Genomic DNA, 22689 nt, shown 5'->3' with positions numbered 1-22689 from the left:
TAAACCTCCGGCAAAACTTATTGACAAACGATGCTGCAATATTACGTTAACCGGCTGTGCCTGTATCATTTTCAACCGTAAAATGTATCACAAACTGTTCACACTTTTAAAACAGGCTTTTTACATTAATCCGGTCTGCATGCTTTGACGCGCCCGGCATTTCGCCTCTTACCCCTTTCTGAGGCAGGGCTTCACCGGTTTTCCTGTCATACCAATCGGCAGTTAGCTGAACCGGTTGCGTGTCACCGGTTTCCTTTTGCCATCTCGCCAGAATTTTCCTGTACTGGTCCACACGTTTCCTGTGCAAGGGATCCGATGCTATATTGATCAATTGGGCACTATCTGTTTTTAGGTCATATAATTCTTCTATGGGACGTGGGTTAATGAATACATCAGCCTGAAGCGGTGTGAGCGATCCGGAAGATTTTAAGTTCCGCAGGGAATATGCGGCAGGACTCTGGTTGGCGTCGATCGGTCCTCCATTATCAAAACCCGGCCTTCCGTTAAATAGGTATAAAAAATCTTTGGAACGCACGCTTCTTTCGTAGGCCTCGTAATCGTGCCAGTTATGCTCACCAAAAATGAAATTGCGAAAAGCAGCTTTCGGATCTTTTAATAACCGGGTGAAATCGGTGCCCTGTATTGTTGCAGCGGGTTGTACACCTGCCAGGTGCAAAAATGTAGGAGCAATATCGATGCTGCTGACCAACGCGTCCACCACTGCTGCCGATCGTATTTTTTGGGGCCAGGAAAATATAAAAGGAGTTTTCAGTCCCCGATCGTTCACCCGTGTTTTGCTGCCCGGAAAAGGTCTTGCATTATCCGCTATAAAAACAATAATCGTGTTATCTAACTGACCGTCCTCTTTTAGCCGGCGTACTAATACACCTACCGATTCATCCAGTCTTGATATTTCGTTATAATAAGATGCCAGGTCCCTCCGGGTTGCTTCATCATCGGTTAATGTTGAGGGCACCCTCACGTCGGAAGGTTTGTAAGGATTTTGAAACAGGTGGTCAGCAGACCAGTCCCGGTGGGCATCGTAAGCAGCCAACCAAAAAAAGAAGGGTTTGTTTTTAGGCCTGTTCAAGTATAGCTGCTCCCACTGGCTTTCACCCCCTTCCCCGTTGGCTGCTTTATCGGCTAAGATGGTATCGTATGCCCGGGCCGTATTGGGGCCTTCATGCCATTTACCGGCAAGCGCGGTATAATACCCGGAAGCCTTTAACTGTTCAGGAAAGTAAACCAAATGAGCCGGTACCGGTGCATGAAGTTCAGCAGCACCGGTATTATGCGGATAGCGTCCTGTTAAAATGCTTACCCGGCTTGGACTGCAAGAGCTGGAAGTAACATACATATTGTTAAACCGAAGCCCCCTGGCAGCCAGGCCATCAATATGAGGTGTCCTGATATGGGAATTACCATAGGCTCCAATATCGTCTATACTGATATCATCGCCGATCACAAAAACAATGTTAGGACGGTCTTTGCCAGACTGAGCACTACCCTTCAGGCATAGGCTGGCCGATAAAAAAAGTAAAATAGCGTACCGGATCATTTTCATATTAAACTCCTATTTGCAGATTTCGACTGCTTTTTTAATAAAACGGAAATTCTTCAATTCATTATTGCAGCCGTTGTAACAGGAAGTTGGCGGCCTTTTTATCATATTCGCTCTTATTGTTGCTTATGGCAACCAACACCTGTTTAACCTGTTTCAATTCCTCCGGTGTGGCCAGCTGCAATGCGTTTAAAGCCTGTACCCTTGTCATTGTGCTGTTATCCTTTATGGCCTTAAATAGATACTCCAGTGCCGGCTGTTTATCGCCCAATTTATAAAGGGCCTCTGCGGCTACGGTTGCAATATACACTTCTTTATCCCGCAGTGTTGCCGTTAATAAAGGTTTGGCGGCACGGGCTTCTTCACCCAAAGCCAACAGACCGGTTACAGCCCAGTAGCGGATTACCGCATCATTACTTGTTGCTTTCTTGACCAGATCCGGCAAATTGTTTTTATCAAAAGATGAAGCCTGGTAAGCCGTATTGATCACTTCGTTTATATTATACTTTCCCGACCTGGCATAATCATACAATGTAGTAGCCTTAGTGATTTTCTCAACCGCCGGTTCGGGAATAAATCCTACATCCCTAATTTTAACTAACCAGTTAAAAGTTTCTTTCCTTAGCTCTGAAATTACATTTTTAAAAGCCGGGATCGCAGCCAGGTTGTTAATATTGTCCGGATCCTTCTCTATGTCATAGAGCTCTTCTGACGGCTTGGGCTTGAAAAAACGCGACTGTAGTTCATTCAATTTGCCATCCTTATAATCCTGCTCCCAGCCCCGGATCGAACCAGCCATCCATAAAAATTCAATATGCTGTCCGTAAGGACGGTGTGGCATAAAGTTCTTTACATAACGGTACTTTTTATTCCGGATAGACCTTACCAGGTCGATACCCTCATCCATTCGTCCCCTGAAATTAAAAACCTGCGTTCTTGGAGTTGCAGAATGCTTACCTAAAAATGCACGTCCCTGTAAATACCCGGGAGGCACTATACCCGCAAGACTTAACACCGTAGGTGCGAAATCTGTAAAATCTACCAGCTGCTCTGCACGGCTGCCAGCCAATGGCACTGCCGGTGTTCTGAATTTGTCCGGTATGCGCACCACTAACGGGATCCGTAACCCGGATTCAAAAACAAATCTTTTACTTCTGCCCAATACGCCACCATTATCTCCATAATAAAATACAATGGTATTGTCCGACAACCCCGCAGCTTCCAGCTCTTTCAAAATCGTCCCCACTTCACTATCCATTTCCTGTATCTTATCATAATAAAGCGCCCAGTCGTGCTTCATGGCCTCGTTGGCAGGCAAATAAGGCGGTATCCGTATTTTTTCCGGATCGTGAACCAACGGCTTATTCTTCGGCAATTTGATGCTATCAAGTGGTTGGCCGCTGAAGGCCGCGTACATTTTCTTTCGCGCTTCGTAGCCAAAGATAGAGCTCTCATGAGATGTACCTATGTTAAAGACTGCAAAAAATGGCTGGCCGGGCCTGCGGTTTTTATAGGTTGCCTTATTGCCGGACTCGTCCCATGCTTCGGGCTGATCTACCGTATTGTAATCTTTTTTAGCATTGTTGGAAGTATAGTATCCCGCCTCGCGTAAATACCGGGGAAAGAACTTAACAAACTGAGGTAGCGGATATTCGCTGCGCATATTTTCTGTACCAAAGGCAGGTGGATACAAACCGGTTATAAGCGTAAAACGGGAGGGCGCGCATACCGGAGCTGTGCAGTACGCATTTTCGTATAATATGCCTTGCCTGGCTAAAGCATCAATATTCGGGGTACTTGCCGCCTGGTCTCCGTAAGCGCCTATAAACGGGCTGTTATCTTCGCTCACGATCCACAATATATTCGGCCTTTCGGTACTTACCTGCGCCATACAAGCACCCGTTATCAACGCAAGTGTAAAAACAAAGGATATGCGCTTTAATATTATTTTCATACAATAATTAAGGATTTTGGGTAATTCGTGGATTCACATCAATAACCGATTGAGGTATCGGGAAAACCAGCTTATTTTGAGATGTATTGATTCCCTTCGATTGCAATACGGCAACCGCGCGGCCCGTTCTCACCAGGTCGAAGAACCGGTGAAATTCGAAAGCAAGCTCTATTCTTCTTTCATGTTCAATAGCTAAAGCCAGTGTTGAATATTTTGCCGAAGGATAAGCAGCACTGCCATAATCAGCCAGTCCCGCCCTTCTGCGCACCTGATTTAAATAAGCGGCATCATTTGTCAATTCCGCATAAAGCAACAGTACATCCGCATAGCGGATAATCTCTACATTTTGTCCGGGGTAAAGAAAGGTAGGATCATAAAACTTTAATGTGTATGGATAAGCTATAAAGTTGCCGGTTTGAAGATCATTGAACCCTGTGGCAAGCGACAGATCTTTTCTCGGATCACCTGTTTCATATTCATTGATGAGATCATTGGTGGGTGTATTTAAACCTGTACCTCTAAACGTAACCGTACTCCCAGGCAGATGAAAAGCAAAGTCCCAGGGAGCGTATTCAGTCTGGTGGGTACTGTTTACCTGGTTCTGACCGGCGATATATTGTATCTCAACAATTGATTCCTTAGAGTTCTTGGTCGTTGCCTTAAAAAGATGTGCATAATCTGCTGCATTGATCACGCCATCTGCATTGGCATCCAAAGAAAATGCATTGCTTTCTATAATGGACTTTAACTCCTGCGTTGCATTGGTCTTGTCATTCTGTGCGAGATAAACATAAGCGAGAATGGCACTGGCACCGTATTGTGTAATACGTCCCACATTAGCTCCTGTATACAAAGACGGAAGGTTCAGTTTTGCAGCTTTAAGATCGCTTACCAGCTGTGTAAGTATAACCGCCTTATCTTCCCGTAAGTAGCTATAACTTTCCTGTGGTGATACCACTTTAAGTGGAAACGGCACGCCCCCCCATGCCTGCACCAGGTTAAAATAGATCAATGCGCGGATAGTCTTCGCTTCCGCCAGTAATCTTTCTCTTAATCCATCAGTGGAAAACACTACCGTTGTTTTCTCCAATTGTTCAATGGCATTGTTAATAATATAAATACCGTTATATGCGGTGTTCCATGCACTTGCCAGTTTACCGTTATCCGCATCTATATCATGCCTGTTAATATCTTCAGACCAGGGGTTTCCACCGGATGTTGCTTTTATGAATACATTGTCGGAGGCTAGTTCTCCATAAATATCAGGGATCCCACCCGCATCGTATATACGCTCGAGCTGGCGATACCCGTCGTTTACAGCCTGTGTTAACTGGGTTTCATTTTTATAAAAAATGCCTTCGGTTAAAGTAGTTTCAGGATACAGGTCCAGCGAGCCTTTTTTGCAGGAAGCTAAAAACAAAGACAACCCAACAAGAAAAAAGACCGGCACTAACTTCTTTCTTTTAAGTAATAAATTGGAGGATGATATAAAACGTTTCATCAAAGTATTTTTTAGATCGTTTCAGATTAATTTTTTAAATTTTACAGGCCTACTGTTAGACCCAATGAAATTACCCTGGAAGTAGGATATGAATTACTGTTAACCCCACGCCTGGAAGCATCAGCGGCACCTCCCGAAAAAGCTTCCGGATCGATCACCAGGCTTTTGGTACTCGTAAAAAGATTCACCCCATTCAGATAAACGCGCGCTTTGGAGAGTTTTATTCTTGATAAAAGACTTGCAGGAAGGTTATAGCCGAGTGTAAGACTTTTGAGTTTAAAATAGCTTGCATCCTGCAACCAATAGCTGGACGGCGTTTTTTCATAGCCATCCAGGTCCACCTTTAATTTATAATGATAGCCATCTCCCGGATCTTCTTCAGAGCGCCACCTGTTTACTAATACCTTTGAGTAGTTCCGGCCTTCATGATAGAGCAACGAGCGGTGTATATTCTCATCTAAGAGTTTACCACCCTGCACACCCTGGAACAGGAAACTCAGATCAAATCCTTTATATGAGAAATTGTTGGTAATCCCCCAAATGAAGTCTGGTTGCGGATTTCCTATAATCGTTCTGTCATCTGCATTCAACACACCGTTTCCATCTACATCAATATATTTACCATCACCAGGCGTAGCCGTAGCATAGTGAGCCGGATCAGCATCGATCTGCGCCTGGTTCATATATACACCACCATACTGATAACCATAGAAATTAAAGATCGGCTGACCTACTATATTAATTTTCTGCATACCGCTGAATGCCGCAGATGTAAATATCATAGGGGCATTATCTTCTCCCAATGCCAGTACTTTGTTCCTGTTAGCGGAGATATTAAACTGGGTGTTCCATTTAAATGCATCTGTAAGGTTTTGAGTACCTAAATTCACCTCCCATCCTTTGTTTTCCAGCTTACCAATATTTTTGAAAACACTGGTAAATCCAGACACAACAGGAACCGGCACATCCAGCAATAAACCGTCGGAGGTAGACCTGTACCAATCGGCTTCCAGCGTAATCCGGTTATTCAAGAACGCCAGGTCAATACCAATATCCAGCTGCCGGGTACGCTCCCATTTCAGATCAGGATTGGTAATACTCGATGGATAATAAGTTGTAGCAAGGCCCGACCCAAAGGCGGTTCGTCCCTGCGTAATAATACCGATCCATTTATAGTCGGCAAAGCGATCATTACCGGTAAGTCCATAACTGGCTCTTAGCTTCAGGTTATTAACAACCCCGGTATTATCAAAGAAGTCCTCGCGTGATATAATCCAACCTCCCGATACAGCAGGAAAATAGCCCCATTTATTATTAGGCGCAAATCTTGAAGATCCGTCACGACGCAAACTTGCAGATAGCAGGTATTTTCCTTTATAATCATAATTTAAACGGGCGAAATAAGAAATCAGCTTACTTACTGCCGCGTTGTCATTAGCCTGGAATACCGTTCTGCCTGCAGACAATGAATGCAACAGATCGTTATCATAACCACGACGCTCCTGTACATTATAGCGCCAATTGTTATAATTGTATTCAGTTCCCAACAAGGCGCTGATTGAATGGTCATTCCAGCTCTTATCATAAGTCAGCAGGTTCTGATAAGTGTAGTTAACGATGTTTACCCCACTTACTGTCATGATCCCTTCGGTATTGTAAGCCGCTCCCAGCTGATGATCTACCGCCTGGTAATTGCTGCTGTCAATACAATTGAGATAATAGTTAAAAGCTGTTTTAAAACCAAGGCCGGGGGCCAGCTGTAGCTGCGCATATAAATTGCCAATGGCATTTAATCTTTTTTGCTGTATATCATCAGTAATACGATATAAGGGATGCCCGTTTTGTGGCCGGAAAAGTATGGCATTATATTTTTCAAAGCCCGGTTGATTATTAGGCGCCCCCAGGTAACCATTGGCGCTGTATACCGGATAGATGGAAGGATATTGAGCGGCCCATTCAAATATCCTGTAATAAGGTTGTGTTTCATGATCATAGCTTACCGTGGCCAGCCCACCTATTTCCAGCCAATTGCTGAGGCGGGTTACATTTTTTAACGTAAGGCTGTATTTTTTATAGTTTGAATTTAAAACAATTCCCTTTTGATCGATATAGCCGCCCGATAAATAAAAAGTTGATTTATCACTACCCCCGGAAACATTAAGGTTAACGCGGTGAACAGGTGCAGTACGATATATGGCATCCTGGAAGTCCGAATTGGGTAGTGTTTCGGGGTGTTCCAGTGCAGCAGGCCATGTATATTTGTATTGTCCACGAGCTTCAATGGTATTAGGTGCATTGGGGTCTCCGCCTTTCTGCACCCAGCTATTCTGAGCCGCATCAATAGCAGCCTGAGCGTATTCAGTGCTGTTCATTACATCTACCTTATCTATTACATTTTGCAGGCCGGCTACATAGTTCAGTTCTACTTTTGTACGGCCTGCCTTTCCTTTTTTTGTGGTTACCAGCACCACACCGTTGGCCGCCCTTGAACCATATATAGCAGATGAGGCAGCATCTTTAAGTATATCAATCGACTCAATGTCATTACTATTGATGAGATTCAGGTCGTAATTGGGTGTGGGCAAACCATCAACTACAATTAATGGAGCACTACCCGCCGAAGCAGAATTAATACCTCTTATTTGTATAGAAGAGGATGCACCCGGCTGGCCCGAACCTGATATTACCTGCACGCCCGCTACTTTACCATAAAGAGCCTGGCCAAACTCTGCATTCGGACGGGCACTGATATCGTTATCAATTTTTACAGTACCCACCGCTCCGGTTATATCACTTCGTTTGCGTGAGCCATAACCCACCACTACAACATCATCCAGGTTACCTGAAACAGGTGCAAGTAATATTTCTATACCAGGTCTGGTAATAGCCACTTCTTTGGCACGATAACCTACGAATGTCACCTGTACACGAAACGGTGTATTGATTTTTGTATCAAAATCAAATGCGCCGGTATTGTCTGTCGTCACCTGTTGCCCGGAGCCCGGGATACTGACTGTAGCACCAATAAGAGGTTGGCGGGTAGCTGAATCAAGCACCCGCCCGCCGGATTGCGCATGAGCCATTTGAGCAACTAAAAAGCTGATCGTAAAAGTTACAATTGTTACTAATTTTCTCATTTTCGATATATATAATTTTTCTTTTGAACAGCAGGGAAATAATATCCAGTCTTCATATTTAGATGGTATTGAAAAGCTTTATTTATTCCTCATCCACAGGTAAGTACATAAGCCGTCCGCCTGCAATTCAGGTAGACGTACTTAACGGAACGCCATTATCAGGTATGAAAAATGATAAATCTAATTTGCAGGAAAGCCTGTGATAAGATAGTTACTAATAAAGCAACAACACAGGTTGTTTACAAAAAAGGATTGATCCTTAAAAGAAAACAAGAACTTGTTTTCCTTCTTAACAATGGAAAAACCTGACTGTATCATTGGTTTCTTTTTAGAAATTACAGCTATCAAAACAAATAGTCTACTTATTTGGTGGACAAAAGTATATTTTTTTGCGGACATTTTTTTAATAGCTGCAAAATTTCTTTTTCGTACCTGTATAACGTACCTGTATAAAAGGTAGATCCGCATAAACGCATGCTTGTATCCGTGGCTTGCAGATGCTGTTGAGTATATGATAAGCTAAAGAGTTAGCGGGCAGAGTTACTTGTTTTTTGATTTCCTACAGTCCTAATAATTCACGCTTAGTATCCAGTTGATGCGATAGCAATCAACAATATGAACCAGGGGGTTAGTATTTTCAATTGAACAAAAATTCCTGTTAATGAGTTTATTGATCAGACGGGTTCGCTCGGTAAAGGAGTAGCATTCGATCAGGATGCTTATATTATTACCGGCAACAATATTTCCTTCATCTGTCAGATCGGTTCCCACCAGGCTAAAGTATTTATTCTTTAACCGAGCTACTATAACCGCCCTGCGCATTCTTTGATTCATTAGTATGCCATCAGGAGTATCTGCTAAAGTTTGTATCGTTAATGATCCCCCAAAACAAGCCTTATAGTAGTTAAAAGCCTGACTACAATTTCCATTAAAGGAAAGGTATACTGAGAAAGCTGGTCCATCGTTCAACATTGAATTGGTTTGATATTATTGTTACGCATACCCCAACCCGGAAACTTAGTCACATCCCAAAACAATACCTCTAAAGGTTGACGTCTTCGACCGGCAGGTTGAAAGATTTTACTTGCCATCATGTATCATTTAAATTTTTTTCTTCAACACAAAGTTGATTTAAATGTGTTGAGCAGATGCTGTATAAACACGACAAACCAGCGGGGGAAAAATGACAGGCAAGTGTTATCTTTATTTTTTAAGCAATTAAGTATATGCGAGTAACCGTTTTTGCACCGGAGAAAGGCGTCATTGAAGCAGTAACCCCGCCATACCGGGCTTTCAAGGCAGCCAATGACTTTCTTATTGCGCTGGGAAAAGATGCCATCTTCGAGGTCGAATATGCCGGTCTCACCCCATTTGTACCAGCCAACGATGGTGAATATACTATAAAGACAGACCTCTTGCTCCGGGACGTGCCCACAACCGATTTATTAATTATCCCGCCCGTATATGGAGATCTTATTGAAGGCATTCAACTGAATAGCGAAGCCATCCCCTATTTCCAGCAACTATATAAAAAGGGTTGTAGCGTTGCCAGCCTCTGTTTAGGCGCTTTCCTGCTGGCCGAAACGGGACTACTGAACGGTAAAAGATGCTCGACTCATTGGGCTTACCTTGATGAATTCAGGACACGATACCCCGAAATAGAAGTAGTAGATGGCGCCATTATCACCGAAGTTGGGAATATATACAGCAGCGGCGGTGCCAGCAGCCTCTGGAATCTGGTGCTATACCTCGTAGAGAAATATTCGGATCGCGAAACTGCAATACTCATCTCTAAAAATTTTGCGCTGGATATCGACCGTAACAGCCAGGCTGTATTTGCCATATTCAAAGGACAAAAAACACATCATGATGCGGAGATCATAAAAGTTCAGAACTATATTGAAAAAAACTATACCGAAAAAATCGTGATAGATGAGCTGGCCGCCATCGTCAATTCGGGACGCCGGACTTTCGAAAGAAGATTCCGCCAGGCCACTAATAATACGCCTCTGGAATATATACAGCGAGTACGTATAGAAGCTGCTAAACGATTTTTCGAAGCTTCCAGGAAAAATGTGAGCGAAGTAATGTTTGATGTAGGTTACACTGATACCAAAGCATTCAGGGATACTTTCAAAAAGATAACGGGGTTAACTCCTGTAGACTACCGGAACAAATATGCTAAAGTCGCGGTAGAAGTTTAAGTGGCCATGTACCTCGAGAAAGCCGGCGTTCCCTTCTTCAGGTACCATTGAATAGATACGTCTATTTAGAGGATGTTACACAGCGTAACCGGTAGAAGTAAATAGCAGGTAAAGCAATAGATCATCGGATTGTCTCGCAGCAATCAGATTATTGCCACAAGAGTTGTGGCTATACATTTTAGCTGCTTGCAGCACTAATCAACTGAGATCTTATTATAAAGGGCTATTCTTTTAGTTTGGGTAACTGGTTCCACCAATTTTGCAATTTTAACCGCAGTTTCGCAGCAAGCTTTTCATTGGCTGTCACTATATTGGTTTTTTCTCCGGGGTCTGTAAGCATATCATATAATTCACGATTGCTTCCATCTGCATTCATGAGTAATTTCCAGCGACCTGACCGAATCGCTAAAGCAGGACTTTTGTCCATTGCCTTTGGATAATTGTAAGCAATATCATTACGTCCATATTCCCAAAAAATATCAGCGGTTCTTTCCGAGGGCTTACCTTCTAACACAGCTGCCCTGTTAATGCCATCGCCTTTATAGCTGACAGGCAGGTTAACATTGCACATTTTACTTAAGGATGGCAACAGGTCTAACGCGGTGACTACGGAATTATTGTCGATACGGCCAGCAGGTACATGACCCGGCCAACTAATGATAAAAGGCATACGGATTCCTCCCTCGTATAAAGATAATTTGGATCCTCTTAACCCACCCGACCGGCTACCTTTGAAGCTGGGCATGGGGCCATTATCACTCGTAAAGATCACTATCGTATTATTCTCGATATTTAGTTGTTTAAGTCCCTCCATCAGTCGCCCTATCTGCACATCCAGTTCTTTCAAAACACGTTTAAATGCTGCTTCTCCTTCCCGGTTTTTAGGGTATATTGTTCCATCATCATCCGCTTTGGGTACCCAGGGGGTGTGCACATCATCGGGCCACAAGTTGATAAAACAGGGTTTCGATTTATTTTTGGCCAGGAACGAAAGTGTTCTGTCTACAAAATACCTGGTTCGGTCCCAACGTTTAATACTGTCTTTATCAGACCAGATCCAGTCCGTGGCTGTAAGCAAAGGATCGGGCTCGGGACTTTCATAGGTACTTGCATGCTCATCAAACCCGTACTCGCTGAAACCTGGTGCATTCAATACATCACGTCCACCCCCCAAATGCCATTTTCCAAAATGACCGGTTGCATACCCGGCGTTTTTGAAAAACCTGGCTATGGAAGGGGCTTCTGTAGAAAGAAAATCCGTTTGCTCTGCTTTTTTATTATGCTCTTTGGTGGCTAAAAAAGTACAGAAGTTCCACCGGCCAGGGTAATTTCCGGTTAATATACCGGCTCTTGATGGCGAACAAATAGGTGCTGCGCTGTAATAGCGCTTCAGTTGAAGGCCGCCTTTTGCCAGCCGGTCCAAATGGGGTGTCGGAACAAAATTTCCGCCAAAACTGCCTATATCGCCGTATCCCATGTCATCTACTAAAATAACAATAACATTGGGCTGCTTTGCCTGTGCTTGGGCATAGGCGCTACTTATAAGTAACAATGCCAGCAACAGCATCAGCAATATCGATTGTAATTTCGTCTTGGTAGCCTGAATCGGTTTATACATTTAATCTTTTTTGCGTTTGAAAATATGTAAACGTGTTTAGTAACCTACCGCAGTTTAACAAATAGAATCCATATAAACACCTGATCTTTATTAATTATTCAGGCTGCCTGTAGAGCACCTGAAGCATCTTTACGTACAAAGATATTTAGTCAACAATAAAATGTATCAGGCTTACCCAATGAGTCGGGTATTTGAAATGAATTAAAGAAATGACAAATGTTGGCCGGTATTAAAACAAAAAGGGAAGATTGGGACCTTCCCTTTGAATCTCACTGATAGCAGGGCTAGTAAGACCCGTGCTGTAGGGCTAACACCGTGGGCTTTACCCAAAGATCGCATTGGACCTTAAGGCATAACTGAAAGTTAGCACAATAATTTGAATTTTCCAATAGTCTGTGACCAGTTCCAGGTTTTTATTTCATTGGGGGCTGACCATATTTATTGGAGCAAGTTCCGCTTTACCTTAGCGAAAGATTAAATACGGAGGTTTAGTGCAGGCTTGTACCAAATGATATCAAATAGAGCTATGTCTACACCATGATCATAAAAGACCTTGTATCATATCACTCTGATTTTATTTGTGTAAGATCAATACCTAGTTCGGAAAATTCATGCTCTCCTTTTTCCGTTATATAAAAGTGCTTGTCAGCGGACCCGTACTTTGAAATCCATCCTTTGGCCACGAATTGTTCCATAAGAAGTTCACCTAATTTCCCTCCAATATGTTCGTAGCAGATTTTGGCCGGCTTATGTTTTCCAGATTCTTTCATATTTAAATTGTTAATCGTAGCAGGAACTGCTGCTAGCTGGTACGGCAAAGATAATCACTCGCGTTCGCAAACCGGCGATCAAGACGGCAGCGTTTATAGCAAAGCTGCCTCTGGTATGTATGCCATACCTTATTCGAAATCAAAAACAGGATATTTAATATTGTTTTATAAAATGCCTTCATTTGAAAGTATAACGGTCTTCTTTAATGCCCGTTAAAGAAGTTCAGCATCGTTGACAGGGCTGTTTCACTATGCATCCGGTCTCCGTTATCAAGGGAAGCCTGCGCCACCTTTGCTGCTCTTTGAAGCATATTCATTTCGTAGGCTGCAATGGCCTTCTTTACAGTGTTGTACTTACCGGATGTAAGATTTTCACTCAGCTCCAAAGCATCCTGCATTGCCATATTTACCCCTTCACCTGCAAAAGGAGGCATTACATGCGCAGCGTCGCCAATCATAGTAAGGTTAGGTAATGTTTCCCAGGTTTGATCTAACGGCATGCAAAATATCGGACGGGGAATGAAAGGTGTTGCAGCAGCTTCAAATAACTCATACCAGATACTGTTCCATTTCGGATACTCTTTTTTGAACCACTCCAATATTTGTGCTTTATCAGAAAAATCAAGTAAGCTGTCAGCTGCCCAGTTTTCGCCCGCCCGAAAGCTTGCATAAAAACCGATCTCGCCATTTGCCTTTTGTCCTAACAGCACATCCTGCCTGTCTCCAAATGCCATTATTTTTCCGCCACGAAGTAAGGCTGTAATATTGGGTGCCGTTGTACCGGCTTCATAAATGGCGCCTTCCAACATCGTAATGCCAGAATAAAATGCTTTAATATCTGTGATATAGGGACGGATCTTTGAGTTGGCACCATCTGCAGCAATTACAATATCTGCATAAACTGTCTCTTTATTTTTGAAATGAAGCAGCCAGCCATTCTCTTGTTTTGTCATTGAAATAAAGTGACTATCCCATGCTACAGTTTCGGGTTGCAAAGACTCCAGCAATAGTTTTCTCAGCACCCCCCTGTCAATTTCCGGACGAAAATATTTGCTGTCGAAATTTTCAATTTGCTTGGTTGTATGGTCGCTAAAAAACACTTCTGCCTGCTCGTTCATGATTTGCATGCGGTCTGCGCCCGGAAGAAAATTTTGTTTGAATGCTTCAAATAAACCAGCTTTTCGCAAAGCAGCCAGACCCGAATCTTCATGCAGATCAAGTGGCGAGCCTTGTACGCGGGCGCTTTTATCCCTGTCTCTTTCATATACTTTTACATCAACATCGTTTAGCTGAAGCAATTTTGCCAGTGTAAGCCCACCGGGGCCACCGCCAATTATGGCTATTCTTTTTGAGTTCAATAACATCATTGCACTATTTGATTAAAGGACAAAATTGCAACGATGGCAGGAAAGCGAATAGTAAAAATCAGCCGTTTTTTAAGAAGGGAAATTTTTGATGGCTGTAATATTTACAAACCGTGCATTCTTATTTTTGCTCAGCACCTTGGGAGTAACGCCGGTATACCTCTTTACTTCTTTGATAAAATGATTCTGGTCTGTGAAATTCTGTTCAGGAAAAAGCTTGCCTTCGCTGATATGCCTGAAGGATTCACCAACGCGAAGTACATTACAATATGTTTTTAGAGAGATACCAAACTGCTCATTGAAGTAGCGATTAATCTGGCGACTGCTCCAGAATACTTTTTCAGAAAGCTCTTTTACTGTTATAGAGCCCTGAGCCGCATAGATAAGATCAAATAATTTCATCTTCCGGTCATCCATCTTTCCTGTTGCTACAGCTTTTATCTTTTGCGCTGCCTTCTTGCAAAAATTCTTTAAACTGTCTAAGTCCTTATTATCAAATTGCCAGAAGCTGTCTGATAGAGTTCTCCCCTCGTTCAACACATCCTTTACCGAATCTCCCAACAAATATTCCACCGCTAGTAATTTCAATCCGATAGAGAACATTTTGGTCCCGTTCTCAATGTTTACCTGTGACGGTTCTGTGTCAATACCTCTTACTATTATTTCCCAATGTTCAGCATTTACCTTTGACACAACCAGATCCACCATTCCATTAGGCAGTACGGTAGAGGGAATGGCTTTACCCGTGTTATTCTCCAGCATCCAGAAGCTGTGAACAAAATGAGAGATAGAGCTATCCGGCAATTCCGATTGAATGATCAGGCTCATAGAGAATTCTTTTGCATTTTTATGGATAAAAACAGGATACGTCGCTTTTAAAATTTTAAGGCAGATATCCTATTCGTATTACAGCAAAGCCACGGAGTATTTACAGATTTAAACCATTCTTCAGATAATTTTAAAATAAAAATTGACCGCTTTGGTTTGGCTTTACGCTTCCCCGAGCACACCTGTATCATCACCGGGCAGTTACAAGCAAAGGTAATGTAATGCAATATTTTCAAATAGCTGATGCAGCTGGTTGGCATAATTTAACTGACGTGTAATTTCAAAACGTACTGTAGTGGAAAATGATTTATTGTAAAGCCAGTTAAAGGAATTTCCTTTTGCAAAAAGAATAAAAATATCTATTTTACAAATGTTCTTTTAAAAAACCTGTCAATGCAGTAAAGGGTACAAATGCTTAGTGAAGATAAAATCATACATTACCTGAAGCTTTTCAATGGTCTGACATTCGATGACCTGCAAAAATTGTTTGAGCTGGCCAGCATAAAAAAATTAAAAGCCGGCGATTGTTATATCGATGCGGGTAGTACTTCCCGGAAGCTAACCTATGTAAAAGGCGGTTTAATAAGGGCTTATTCTATTAATAAGCAGGGAGCAGAAATAACAGTACTCCTTAGATGGGAAGATCAATTTTTTTCAAACTTCGACACCATTTTGTGGGAACGACCTTCTCAGTTTACTTATGAAGCCTTTGAAAATTCGGTTGTACTGGAAACCGAATACCGTGAATTTATGAAGGTTATTGACAGCGACCCAAAATTTGCTGCTGCCAAAACATATTTCTTCAACAGCATGCTTGCCGAAGCATTGGAGCGAATAGAAGGCTTTGTTTTACTAAGCCCGGAAGAACGATATCTTAATTTACTGGCTCAGAAGCCAGGTCTTACGCAACGTGTATCATCAAAACATCTTGCTACCTTGCTGGGTATTACACCTGTGTCTTTAAGTCGCATAAAAAAAAGAATTGCCGTCAGGTTTTCCTCGAAAAATAATTCGAAGCAATCCCATCCGTAAACGTCTGGGCAATCAATCGGCGGCTATTCATCCTCCGTTCTATTTATTATCTTTTGTAAATTTCTCTGTTCTGATTTGGGAATAATTTTGGATAAAAATATTCTATCATGAATGACATTATCCAATTCTTTGTTTCCTTTTTTACCATTTCTATTGCCAGGTATTTTATTATTGCTGGCATTGCTTTCCTGTTGGTTTATGTGTTGTTTGCAAGGGCTATGCGCAAAAACAAGATTCAACAAAAAAAAGCAAGTGCCTCCGACTTTAGAAGAGAAATACTACACTCCTTTTCATCCAATATAATAATGATTTTTGTAGCGATCCCATTTATGCTTACCCCTATTAAACGATACACTTTATTGTATAGCAATATTAATGATTACGGGATCTTTTACCTGCTGGCCAGTGTTGCCATTGCTTTGATTATTCACGACACTTATTTTTACTGGATGCACCGGCTACTCCATCATCGCCGGATATTCAGGTATACGCATTTATTGCACCATAAATCCACCAATCCATCGCCATGGGCTTCGTATGCGTTCAGTATGTTCGAAGCTTTTACCGAAGGACTTATTCTGCCTATCTTATTGTTCATGCTTCCTATGCATCCCATTTCTATATCACTTTTTGTTACGGCAGCCTTTATCATCAATGTATATGGGCATTTGGGTTATGAGATTGCACCCAAATGGTTTCGAAAGAGTTTTCTCTTCCAAATTTTAAACACTTCGGTACATCATAATCTCCATCATAGTAAATTCAAAGGCAACTATGGGCTCTACTTCAGGATCTGGGACCGGATTATGAAAACAGAAAATCCGCAATATGTGGCCTATTACGATCAAATTCAGGAACAGCGTTTTGGCTCAAATGCCATTAGCTTAACCTTACAAATGAATAACATTTCCGAGCTATCTTCAAATACGGAGAAAGAAACAATAGAAGGCTCCCGGGCCATTTCTGATCGAAAGCGCTCGGCTTAGTATAACGGAGACATAACCATCCTTATAAAAAAACTAAGATTCTTCCGGCCTGCTCTTTAGGATTTAACACAGTTAATGCTGTTACCAACTTATTGGCCGGTACGGACTTTTTAACTGAATAAGTATCCATTTCAATGTAGCCGGTTATGCAACCCGGATAAACTCATTTAACGCATACTTTATTGCTATATATACTTAGGCGCTAAACAGGTTATTGATCAAAAAACCGGCGGTGGTAAAAACCACGCCGGAACATATTTCATAAACCTAATAAAAAAAACGCAATCTTCAGGATATTGGGATAAGGCAGACTGGCTTTAAAACATATTGCAAAAATTCCCGGGAACTATCGCGATAGAATCACTTCTTTTACAAAAGTCATTTCAGGGTCTTTGCCGTCTTTCATATAGTTGATAAATTGTTCAATTGGCAGCTCCTTGTCTGGCATTACACCCCGTCCTTTATCGGCAACTGCATTAAAAAAATAAAGCTCCGACATGGGAACGGTTAAAACCGATTTCGTATGAGGCAGCTCATAGGTCAGGAACCAGGCGGCTGTGGTAGCATTTTCCCCGCTTCCTGTTTCTTTACCCACAATCAGGCCCCTGCTGTTTTTTTGAACCAGGGAAGCGAAATAGGTCGCTGCAGACACGGTTCCTCCACCTGTTAATACATAAACCTTTCCATTAAAAGCGTCCTTATCGGGCGGAAAATTCTCCAGCTGCCCTTCTCTCAAACGCGTGTTGCCAATATAAAAACCGGTTTTATCATCCTTATCATAGCGTTGGTATAAAAAATTCTTTTGATTCTGAATATCCTCGTCTGACATTTTACGGCCATTAGTGACGGCATATTCGGGATAAGCAATATCAATAGTTCGGGTTCGGTAATTAAAAATATTATGAAAAGGTTTTAAAGAAATAAAAGAATATAGCAGGGCAGATATATTGGGATTACCGCCACCATTGCTACGAATGTCAATAATAACATCTTTATAACCGCGCTTATTAACTTCCCTGAAAAAACCGCTGAACTCTTTATAGGCATATGACTCATTCAGGTTAAAAGAATTGACGGTTAATACAGCCGATTTAGCCGAATCATCAAAATCACTGTAGATCCAGAAACTGCGCTGCAATATATTTACCGGGAAGAACGCGTGCCTGGAAGAATGGGTACCTTCAGAAGCATTCTTTGATGACAGCGTGGCCTGCTTTACCTCTTTTCCAGAAGCTTCCTTATAGTCGATTACATAAGTTTTACAATCATAATTATTCAGACTAAACGCGGTTTGAAATTCTCCAAAAAAGCGATCCGTGGCTGTTTTTATATAACCGTCTGCATAAATTTGCGGGCTCATTTTGTTTAAAATTGATGCTACGGGCTGATGATTAACGGCGATGATCTCTGATCCGAAAGGCAATGAGGTCTCTTTCGTATTCACAAACATCCTTTCTCTTTCAATTAATACCGGTATCGGGAAAAAGCGGGTTGCTTTAATAGCTTCTTTCCCGTTATCTGCCGACCATCGCAAATTCAGATGAACATCTTTAATCAGGTAAACGGGCGAATAATTGGCCAGTGCCAATATATTATCCTGACGAGCAGCCTCTTTCATCAGGCTATCCGTTTTGCGATTGAGCGTAAGGGAATCGATAAATTTATAAGGATTGGGATGCTGTTTTTTGAGGATATCCATTGCCAGCCTGTAGTCTGCAATGATAGCTTCTTTTGACAGGCCAGGAACTTCCTTTACCTGTGCCTGCGTGGTAAACCAACAGAATGACAAAAAAATTCCGGCAGCTGATCGCAGCTCGTTCTTCATATTAAAAAATTTATAGTAATTGAAATTAGTTTTATCTTAAGCGATCATAGCACTAGTCTGCCGCATTTAGCAGTTCCAGAATTCCTTCATTATTAATGATCATCATTCCCTGCCGGTCTTCCGTGATGCCTTTTTCCAACTTGTAAGTATAACGTGGCACCAGGCCTTCCATAACTGTTGGCATATATACAAACTGTACATTATCCTCATCATTCAGTGCCGCTGCCACTTCTATGATATGGGTAGACACAATAAAGAGACATTCCTGGTAACTAGCAAATCCCTTTGTCACTGCCAGGGTGCCGTCATAGGCGTCTTTAACGTTAGTACCTTTAAACAACTCATCAAACATTAACAGGAGCCGCTTGCCGCTGGCTGCTGCCACTGCTGCCTGTTTAACGCGTACTACTTCTGCATAAAAATGACTATAGCCTAACCCGATATTATCTGCCACGTTGATTGAAGAATACATGCCCTCTCTTACAGAAAAAATCATTTCCGTTGCAGCCACCGGGAATCCCATATGGGCCAGATAGAAATTAATACCTATAGCTTTCATCAGCGTAGACTTGCCCGCCATATTAGCGCCGGTTAAAAACATTACATTATTTTGAACATTCAACTCCAGGTCGTTGCCAATGGCTTTGTCTATACAAGGGTGCGCCAAGCCCTTTGCCGACAGCAGGTTGCCCTCGGGCGCCAACGCGCGTGCATAACTAAACCCTTTAGCCCTGGCTACATCACTTACGGCTATATATAAATCAACTTCATAAACAAAGTTTAGCAGTTCCTGCATTTCTTTGTTTAATACTGTTTTCAAAAGATGATTGTAATAGGATAACTTTTTAACCGGCAAGGACTGATAGATATCAGTTTCCCTTAATCGCATCAATTCTTTCTTTGCCAGTATTTGTTGCACCGCATGTATATGATCAGCATAAGCATGATTAGCAGCTGGAACGGATTGAACAAAGGTGTTACATTTTTGTAAGGTTATAATGGTAGCCTGAAGACCCTGCACCATTTTTTTGTAACGCTCATCCCGGGTAAGGGACGAAAGCATTTTCTTAATAAGCGTATCTCCCAGAACCAGTAAGCCATTGCCAGCGGTAGCGGTATCCTGGTATTCGCGCATCAGCGTTACCTGTTGTACATCAAAAGGGAAAACAAGCCTGGCCGATTGAAAAAAAGAAAATATACTGCTGCGCCGGTTGATAGCCTTCGCATCTACCAGCAGATGCCTGAACATGCCATCGAGCAGCTGCTCCCCGCCACGTGTTTTTACACGGTTGAATAAATGGCTTACAGAACCCTGGCGAAATTTGCCCATCAGGTTTAGCTCATCTATGGTTTGTTTATCAGTTTCAAATACCATGTATTTTTTATTTAGAATTTATTCTTTAAACAACTCCTGAAGTTTTTGATCCAGGGCCGATCCCCGCAGGTTGGATGCAATGATCTCACCTTCAGGAGATATCAAAAAGTTTTGCGGGATGGCATTTACGCCATATAGCTGTGCGGCTTCATTTAAGGGGCCATTCAAATCGCTTACCTGCGTCCAGCTTAACCCGTCCTGTTTGATGGCCAGCAACCAGGCCTCTTTTTGTTCTATCTTATCCAAAGACACTCCCAGGATTTCAAAACCTTTTGAACGATATTTTGCATACGCTTTTACCAGGTTGGGATTCTCCATACGACAGGGGCGGCACCAACTGGCCCAAAAATCCAACAGCAGGTATTTGCCTTTAAAATCAGAAAGGTTTATATATTTACCACTCGCATCGGACTGATTAAAGACCGGAGCTATTGCACCTACTGCCGTCCGTTGTAGTGTTTGTAATGTTTTTTCCAGCTTACTTCCTGCCGGTGATTTACGCAAAGGCTCTTCCAGGCCCTGGTACAGAGGCGCTATTTCCTTAACATCTGCTTTGTTTTGCACCAACGTTGCTATAGCAGAAACGCTGAAATAGGACGAAGGATTAGAACGGGCATACTGCTTTAGAACCTCGTTGGTTTCGTGGCGAGCCGTTATTAGTTTTTGTTGCACCTCCTGCTGAAAGACAGGACTCTGCTGTTTTTCCGGCAGCGTTTGAGATAGCTCCTCCTGCAGGGCAGCCTGTTTCTTCATCCCGTTTTTTAAAAAAAGCTCGTAACGCAATGCTTCAGCATTTACGGGCGAGCCTTGTATTCTGGCCTTTTTTAAAGAATCTGTAACATCTATTTCAATTGCATCATTTGCCAGGTAAAAAGATAAAAAATCAGTATTACTTACAGTAAGCTGATCCAGGCCCATACCGGGCTGTCCTAAAACAAGATTGGCTGGTAAAGGCCCGGCAACCTTTCCCCTGAATTCAAATATGCCGTTGCTGATAACCGTTGAATCAGTAATGGTGACCCCGGAATCATTGGCATAAACAAGATAGATTTTTAAAGCATCTTTTTTACGATCGACGTTTCCTTTGATAGTAAAGCCCGCTGGTGTTACAGACGAGCCGCACGCATATAAAGCCATTACAATAAAAAAGCCCGCGGCTATTGATAATATTAATTTCATGATTGATTGTTGCTTCTTGTTATTGATGCTACATTATCATTTACTATTTTATATTGATTTCTTCCCCTTTTTTAATATATCCAGTATGCCCTCGTTGCGAATAATCACCATGCCATGCCTGTCGTCTGTAATACCAGTCTCCAGTGTATATGGATATTCCGGCACAGTGCCATTCATGCGGGTAGGCAGGTATAAAAAATCTATATTGCTTTTTTCCTTTAATTGATCGGCGGCTTCAATTATATGTGAGGAAATAACAAACATACTATTGCGTTTACCTGCAAAGCCTTTGGCAACAGCCACTGTAGCCTCATGCGCATCTTTAACATTGGTACCCCTGAACAGCTCATCAAATAAAATAAAAAAGGATTTGCCCGTGCTGAGTTCCTGCGCCATTTTTTTTACCCGCAACACTTCTACGTAAAAATGGCTGGCACCAATGCCCAGGTTATCCGGCAGGTTTACCGTAGTATAAATACCATCCAGCACAGAGAACTCCATGGCTTTAGCCGCCACAGGAAAACCCATATGGGCTATATAAAGAGCCGTACTTAAAGCCCGTAAAAAAGTGGACTTCCCGGCCATATTAGCCCCTGTTAAAAAAATAAGGTTTTGAGAGGCATCCATGGCTATATCATTAGCTACCGGTTTTTTTAAGGAGGGGTGGTACAACCCTTCCAGCTTTAATAAGCATTGTCCTTTTTCAAGCGCTTTGGGAAATACAAAATGCCTTTCCCGCGCGGTTATTGCCACTGAAACATATACATCCAATACGTATATAGCTTCCAGCAATTGTTTTATCTTTTGCTTTTCCGATACCCGGAACAGCGCGTCGTAAGCAGTGACTGCGCTATAAGACATTTTCGGTTTAAGCGTTTCTTTTAATACGGGTGCAAATACAGCTGCATTCACCAACCTCTCCAACACTTCCCGTTCGGCATTGTAAGCATTGATATCTTTAATTTCCTTGCGTTCTGTAAAGGTTTTAGTAAGCTGTATAATCTGTATGACAGATTGCACACCATTTTGTATTTCCTTTTCACCTATCGCCGCCTGGCTGTTCTTGCCTTTGCCTTCATCATCAGCACTTATTAAATACTTTTCAGCCGTATCAAAAAAGGCGCTGTCATAAGGAAATTTCAATTGTAAAGCAGCAAAGCTTTCTATAACACTGCTGCGCCTGTTAATGGCTTCCTTATCTGAAAGGGGTTGACGAAAAAGCTCACCCAACAGGGTCTCGCCCCCACGGGTATGCGCCTGGTTGTATATATCAAAAATGCCGCTACCTGTTTTCTTACCAAAAATTTCCAGGTCTCCAATGGTTTGCTCATCCGTTCTTAACAAATGCATAATAT

General features: G+C 42.2%; 15 protein-coding genes. 3 read left to right on the top strand and 12 right to left on the bottom strand.

Going from position 1 to position 22689, the window contains the following annotated elements:
- Positions 1-106 precede the first annotated feature (106 nt).
- The 5 genes from ACLOAU_RS15625 to ACLOAU_RS15605 all read right to left on the bottom strand — a co-directional run bounded on the left by ACLOAU_RS15625 (position 107) and on the right by ACLOAU_RS15605 (position 9125).
- Positions 107-1564 carry a sulfatase family protein gene (locus tag ACLOAU_RS15625; RefSeq protein WP_427862831.1) on the bottom strand — a complete coding sequence of 486 codons (1458 nt, stop codon included), beginning with the start codon at positions 1562-1564 and terminating at the stop codon, positions 107-109.
- A 61-nt stretch (positions 1565-1625) separates the two neighbouring features.
- On the bottom strand, positions 1626-3515 hold the full coding sequence (locus ACLOAU_RS15620; RefSeq protein ID WP_427862830.1) for a sulfatase-like hydrolase/transferase: 1890 nt from the start codon (positions 3513-3515) through the stop codon (positions 1626-1628).
- A gap of 7 nt (positions 3516-3522) precedes the next feature.
- Entirely contained in the window at positions 3523-5016 is a 1494-nt protein-coding gene (locus tag ACLOAU_RS15615) for a RagB/SusD family nutrient uptake outer membrane protein (protein WP_427862829.1), read from the bottom strand.
- A gap of 41 nt (positions 5017-5057) precedes the next feature.
- Entirely contained in the window at positions 5058-8153 is a 3096-nt protein-coding gene (locus ACLOAU_RS15610; RefSeq protein ID WP_427862828.1) for a SusC/RagA family TonB-linked outer membrane protein, read from the bottom strand.
- A 567-nt stretch (positions 8154-8720) separates the two neighbouring features.
- Positions 8721-9125, bottom strand: a complete 405-nt coding sequence (locus ACLOAU_RS15605) for a VOC family protein (protein WP_427862827.1) — start codon at positions 9123-9125, stop codon at positions 8721-8723.
- Positions 9126-9379: 254 nt separating this feature from the next.
- Here ACLOAU_RS15605 and ACLOAU_RS15600 point away from each other — a divergent pair, with 254 nt between their 5' ends.
- Positions 9380-10357: a GlxA family transcriptional regulator gene (locus ACLOAU_RS15600; protein ID WP_427862826.1), complete on the top strand. Its 978-nt coding sequence runs from the start codon at positions 9380-9382 to the stop codon at positions 10355-10357.
- A 223-nt stretch (positions 10358-10580) separates the two neighbouring features.
- Here ACLOAU_RS15600 and ACLOAU_RS15595 read toward each other — a convergent pair whose 3' ends face one another.
- The 3 genes from ACLOAU_RS15595 to ACLOAU_RS15585 form a co-directional block, all read right to left on the bottom strand.
- Positions 10581-11975, bottom strand: coding sequence for a sulfatase-like hydrolase/transferase (locus ACLOAU_RS15595; RefSeq protein ID WP_427862825.1), 1395 nt, complete (start codon positions 11973-11975; stop codon positions 10581-10583).
- A 973-nt stretch (positions 11976-12948) separates the two neighbouring features.
- Positions 12949-14112 (bottom strand): FAD-dependent oxidoreductase, encoded by a 1164-nt coding sequence (locus tag ACLOAU_RS15590; protein ID WP_427862824.1) that lies wholly within the window; start codon positions 14110-14112, stop codon positions 12949-12951.
- Between the two features lie 69 nt (positions 14113-14181).
- Positions 14182-14937, bottom strand: a complete 756-nt coding sequence (locus tag ACLOAU_RS15585; protein WP_427862823.1) for a DUF6597 domain-containing transcriptional factor — start codon at positions 14935-14937, stop codon at positions 14182-14184.
- 411 nt (positions 14938-15348) lie between these two features.
- Here ACLOAU_RS15585 and ACLOAU_RS15580 point away from each other — a divergent pair, with 411 nt between their 5' ends.
- Both ACLOAU_RS15580 and ACLOAU_RS15575 read left to right on the top strand, forming a co-directional pair.
- Positions 15349-15969, top strand: coding sequence for a Crp/Fnr family transcriptional regulator (locus ACLOAU_RS15580; protein WP_427862822.1), 621 nt, complete (start codon positions 15349-15351; stop codon positions 15967-15969).
- A 107-nt stretch (positions 15970-16076) separates the two neighbouring features.
- Entirely contained in the window at positions 16077-16955 is an 879-nt protein-coding gene (locus tag ACLOAU_RS15575; protein WP_427862821.1) for a sterol desaturase family protein, read from the top strand.
- Between the two features lie 346 nt (positions 16956-17301).
- Here the strand turns inward: ACLOAU_RS15575 and ACLOAU_RS15570 are convergent, their stop codons facing one another.
- The 4 genes from ACLOAU_RS15570 to ACLOAU_RS15555 are packed head-to-tail and all read right to left on the bottom strand — an operon-like array spanning position 17302 to position 22684.
- Entirely contained in the window at positions 17302-18780 is a 1479-nt protein-coding gene (locus tag ACLOAU_RS15570; RefSeq protein ID WP_427862820.1) for a S41 family peptidase, read from the bottom strand.
- A 52-nt stretch (positions 18781-18832) separates the two neighbouring features.
- Positions 18833-20155, bottom strand: a complete 1323-nt coding sequence (locus ACLOAU_RS15565; protein WP_427862819.1) for a MutS-related protein — start codon at positions 20153-20155, stop codon at positions 18833-18835.
- An 18-nt stretch (positions 20156-20173) separates the two neighbouring features.
- A complete protein-coding gene (locus ACLOAU_RS15560; RefSeq protein ID WP_427862818.1) occupies positions 20174-21334 on the bottom strand; it encodes a redoxin domain-containing protein in 1161 nt (386 codons plus the stop codon).
- A gap of 48 nt (positions 21335-21382) precedes the next feature.
- Positions 21383-22684: a MutS-related protein gene (locus ACLOAU_RS15555; protein WP_427862817.1), complete on the bottom strand. Its 1302-nt coding sequence runs from the start codon at positions 22682-22684 to the stop codon at positions 21383-21385.
- Positions 22685-22689: the final 5 nt, after the last annotated feature.

The sequence above is a fragment of the Paraniabella aurantiaca genome (assembly GCF_050309965.1).
In the GTDB taxonomy this organism is placed as follows: Bacteria; Bacteroidota; Bacteroidia; order Chitinophagales; family Chitinophagaceae; genus Niabella.
This window is presented reverse-complemented; position numbering and strand designations above follow the sequence as displayed.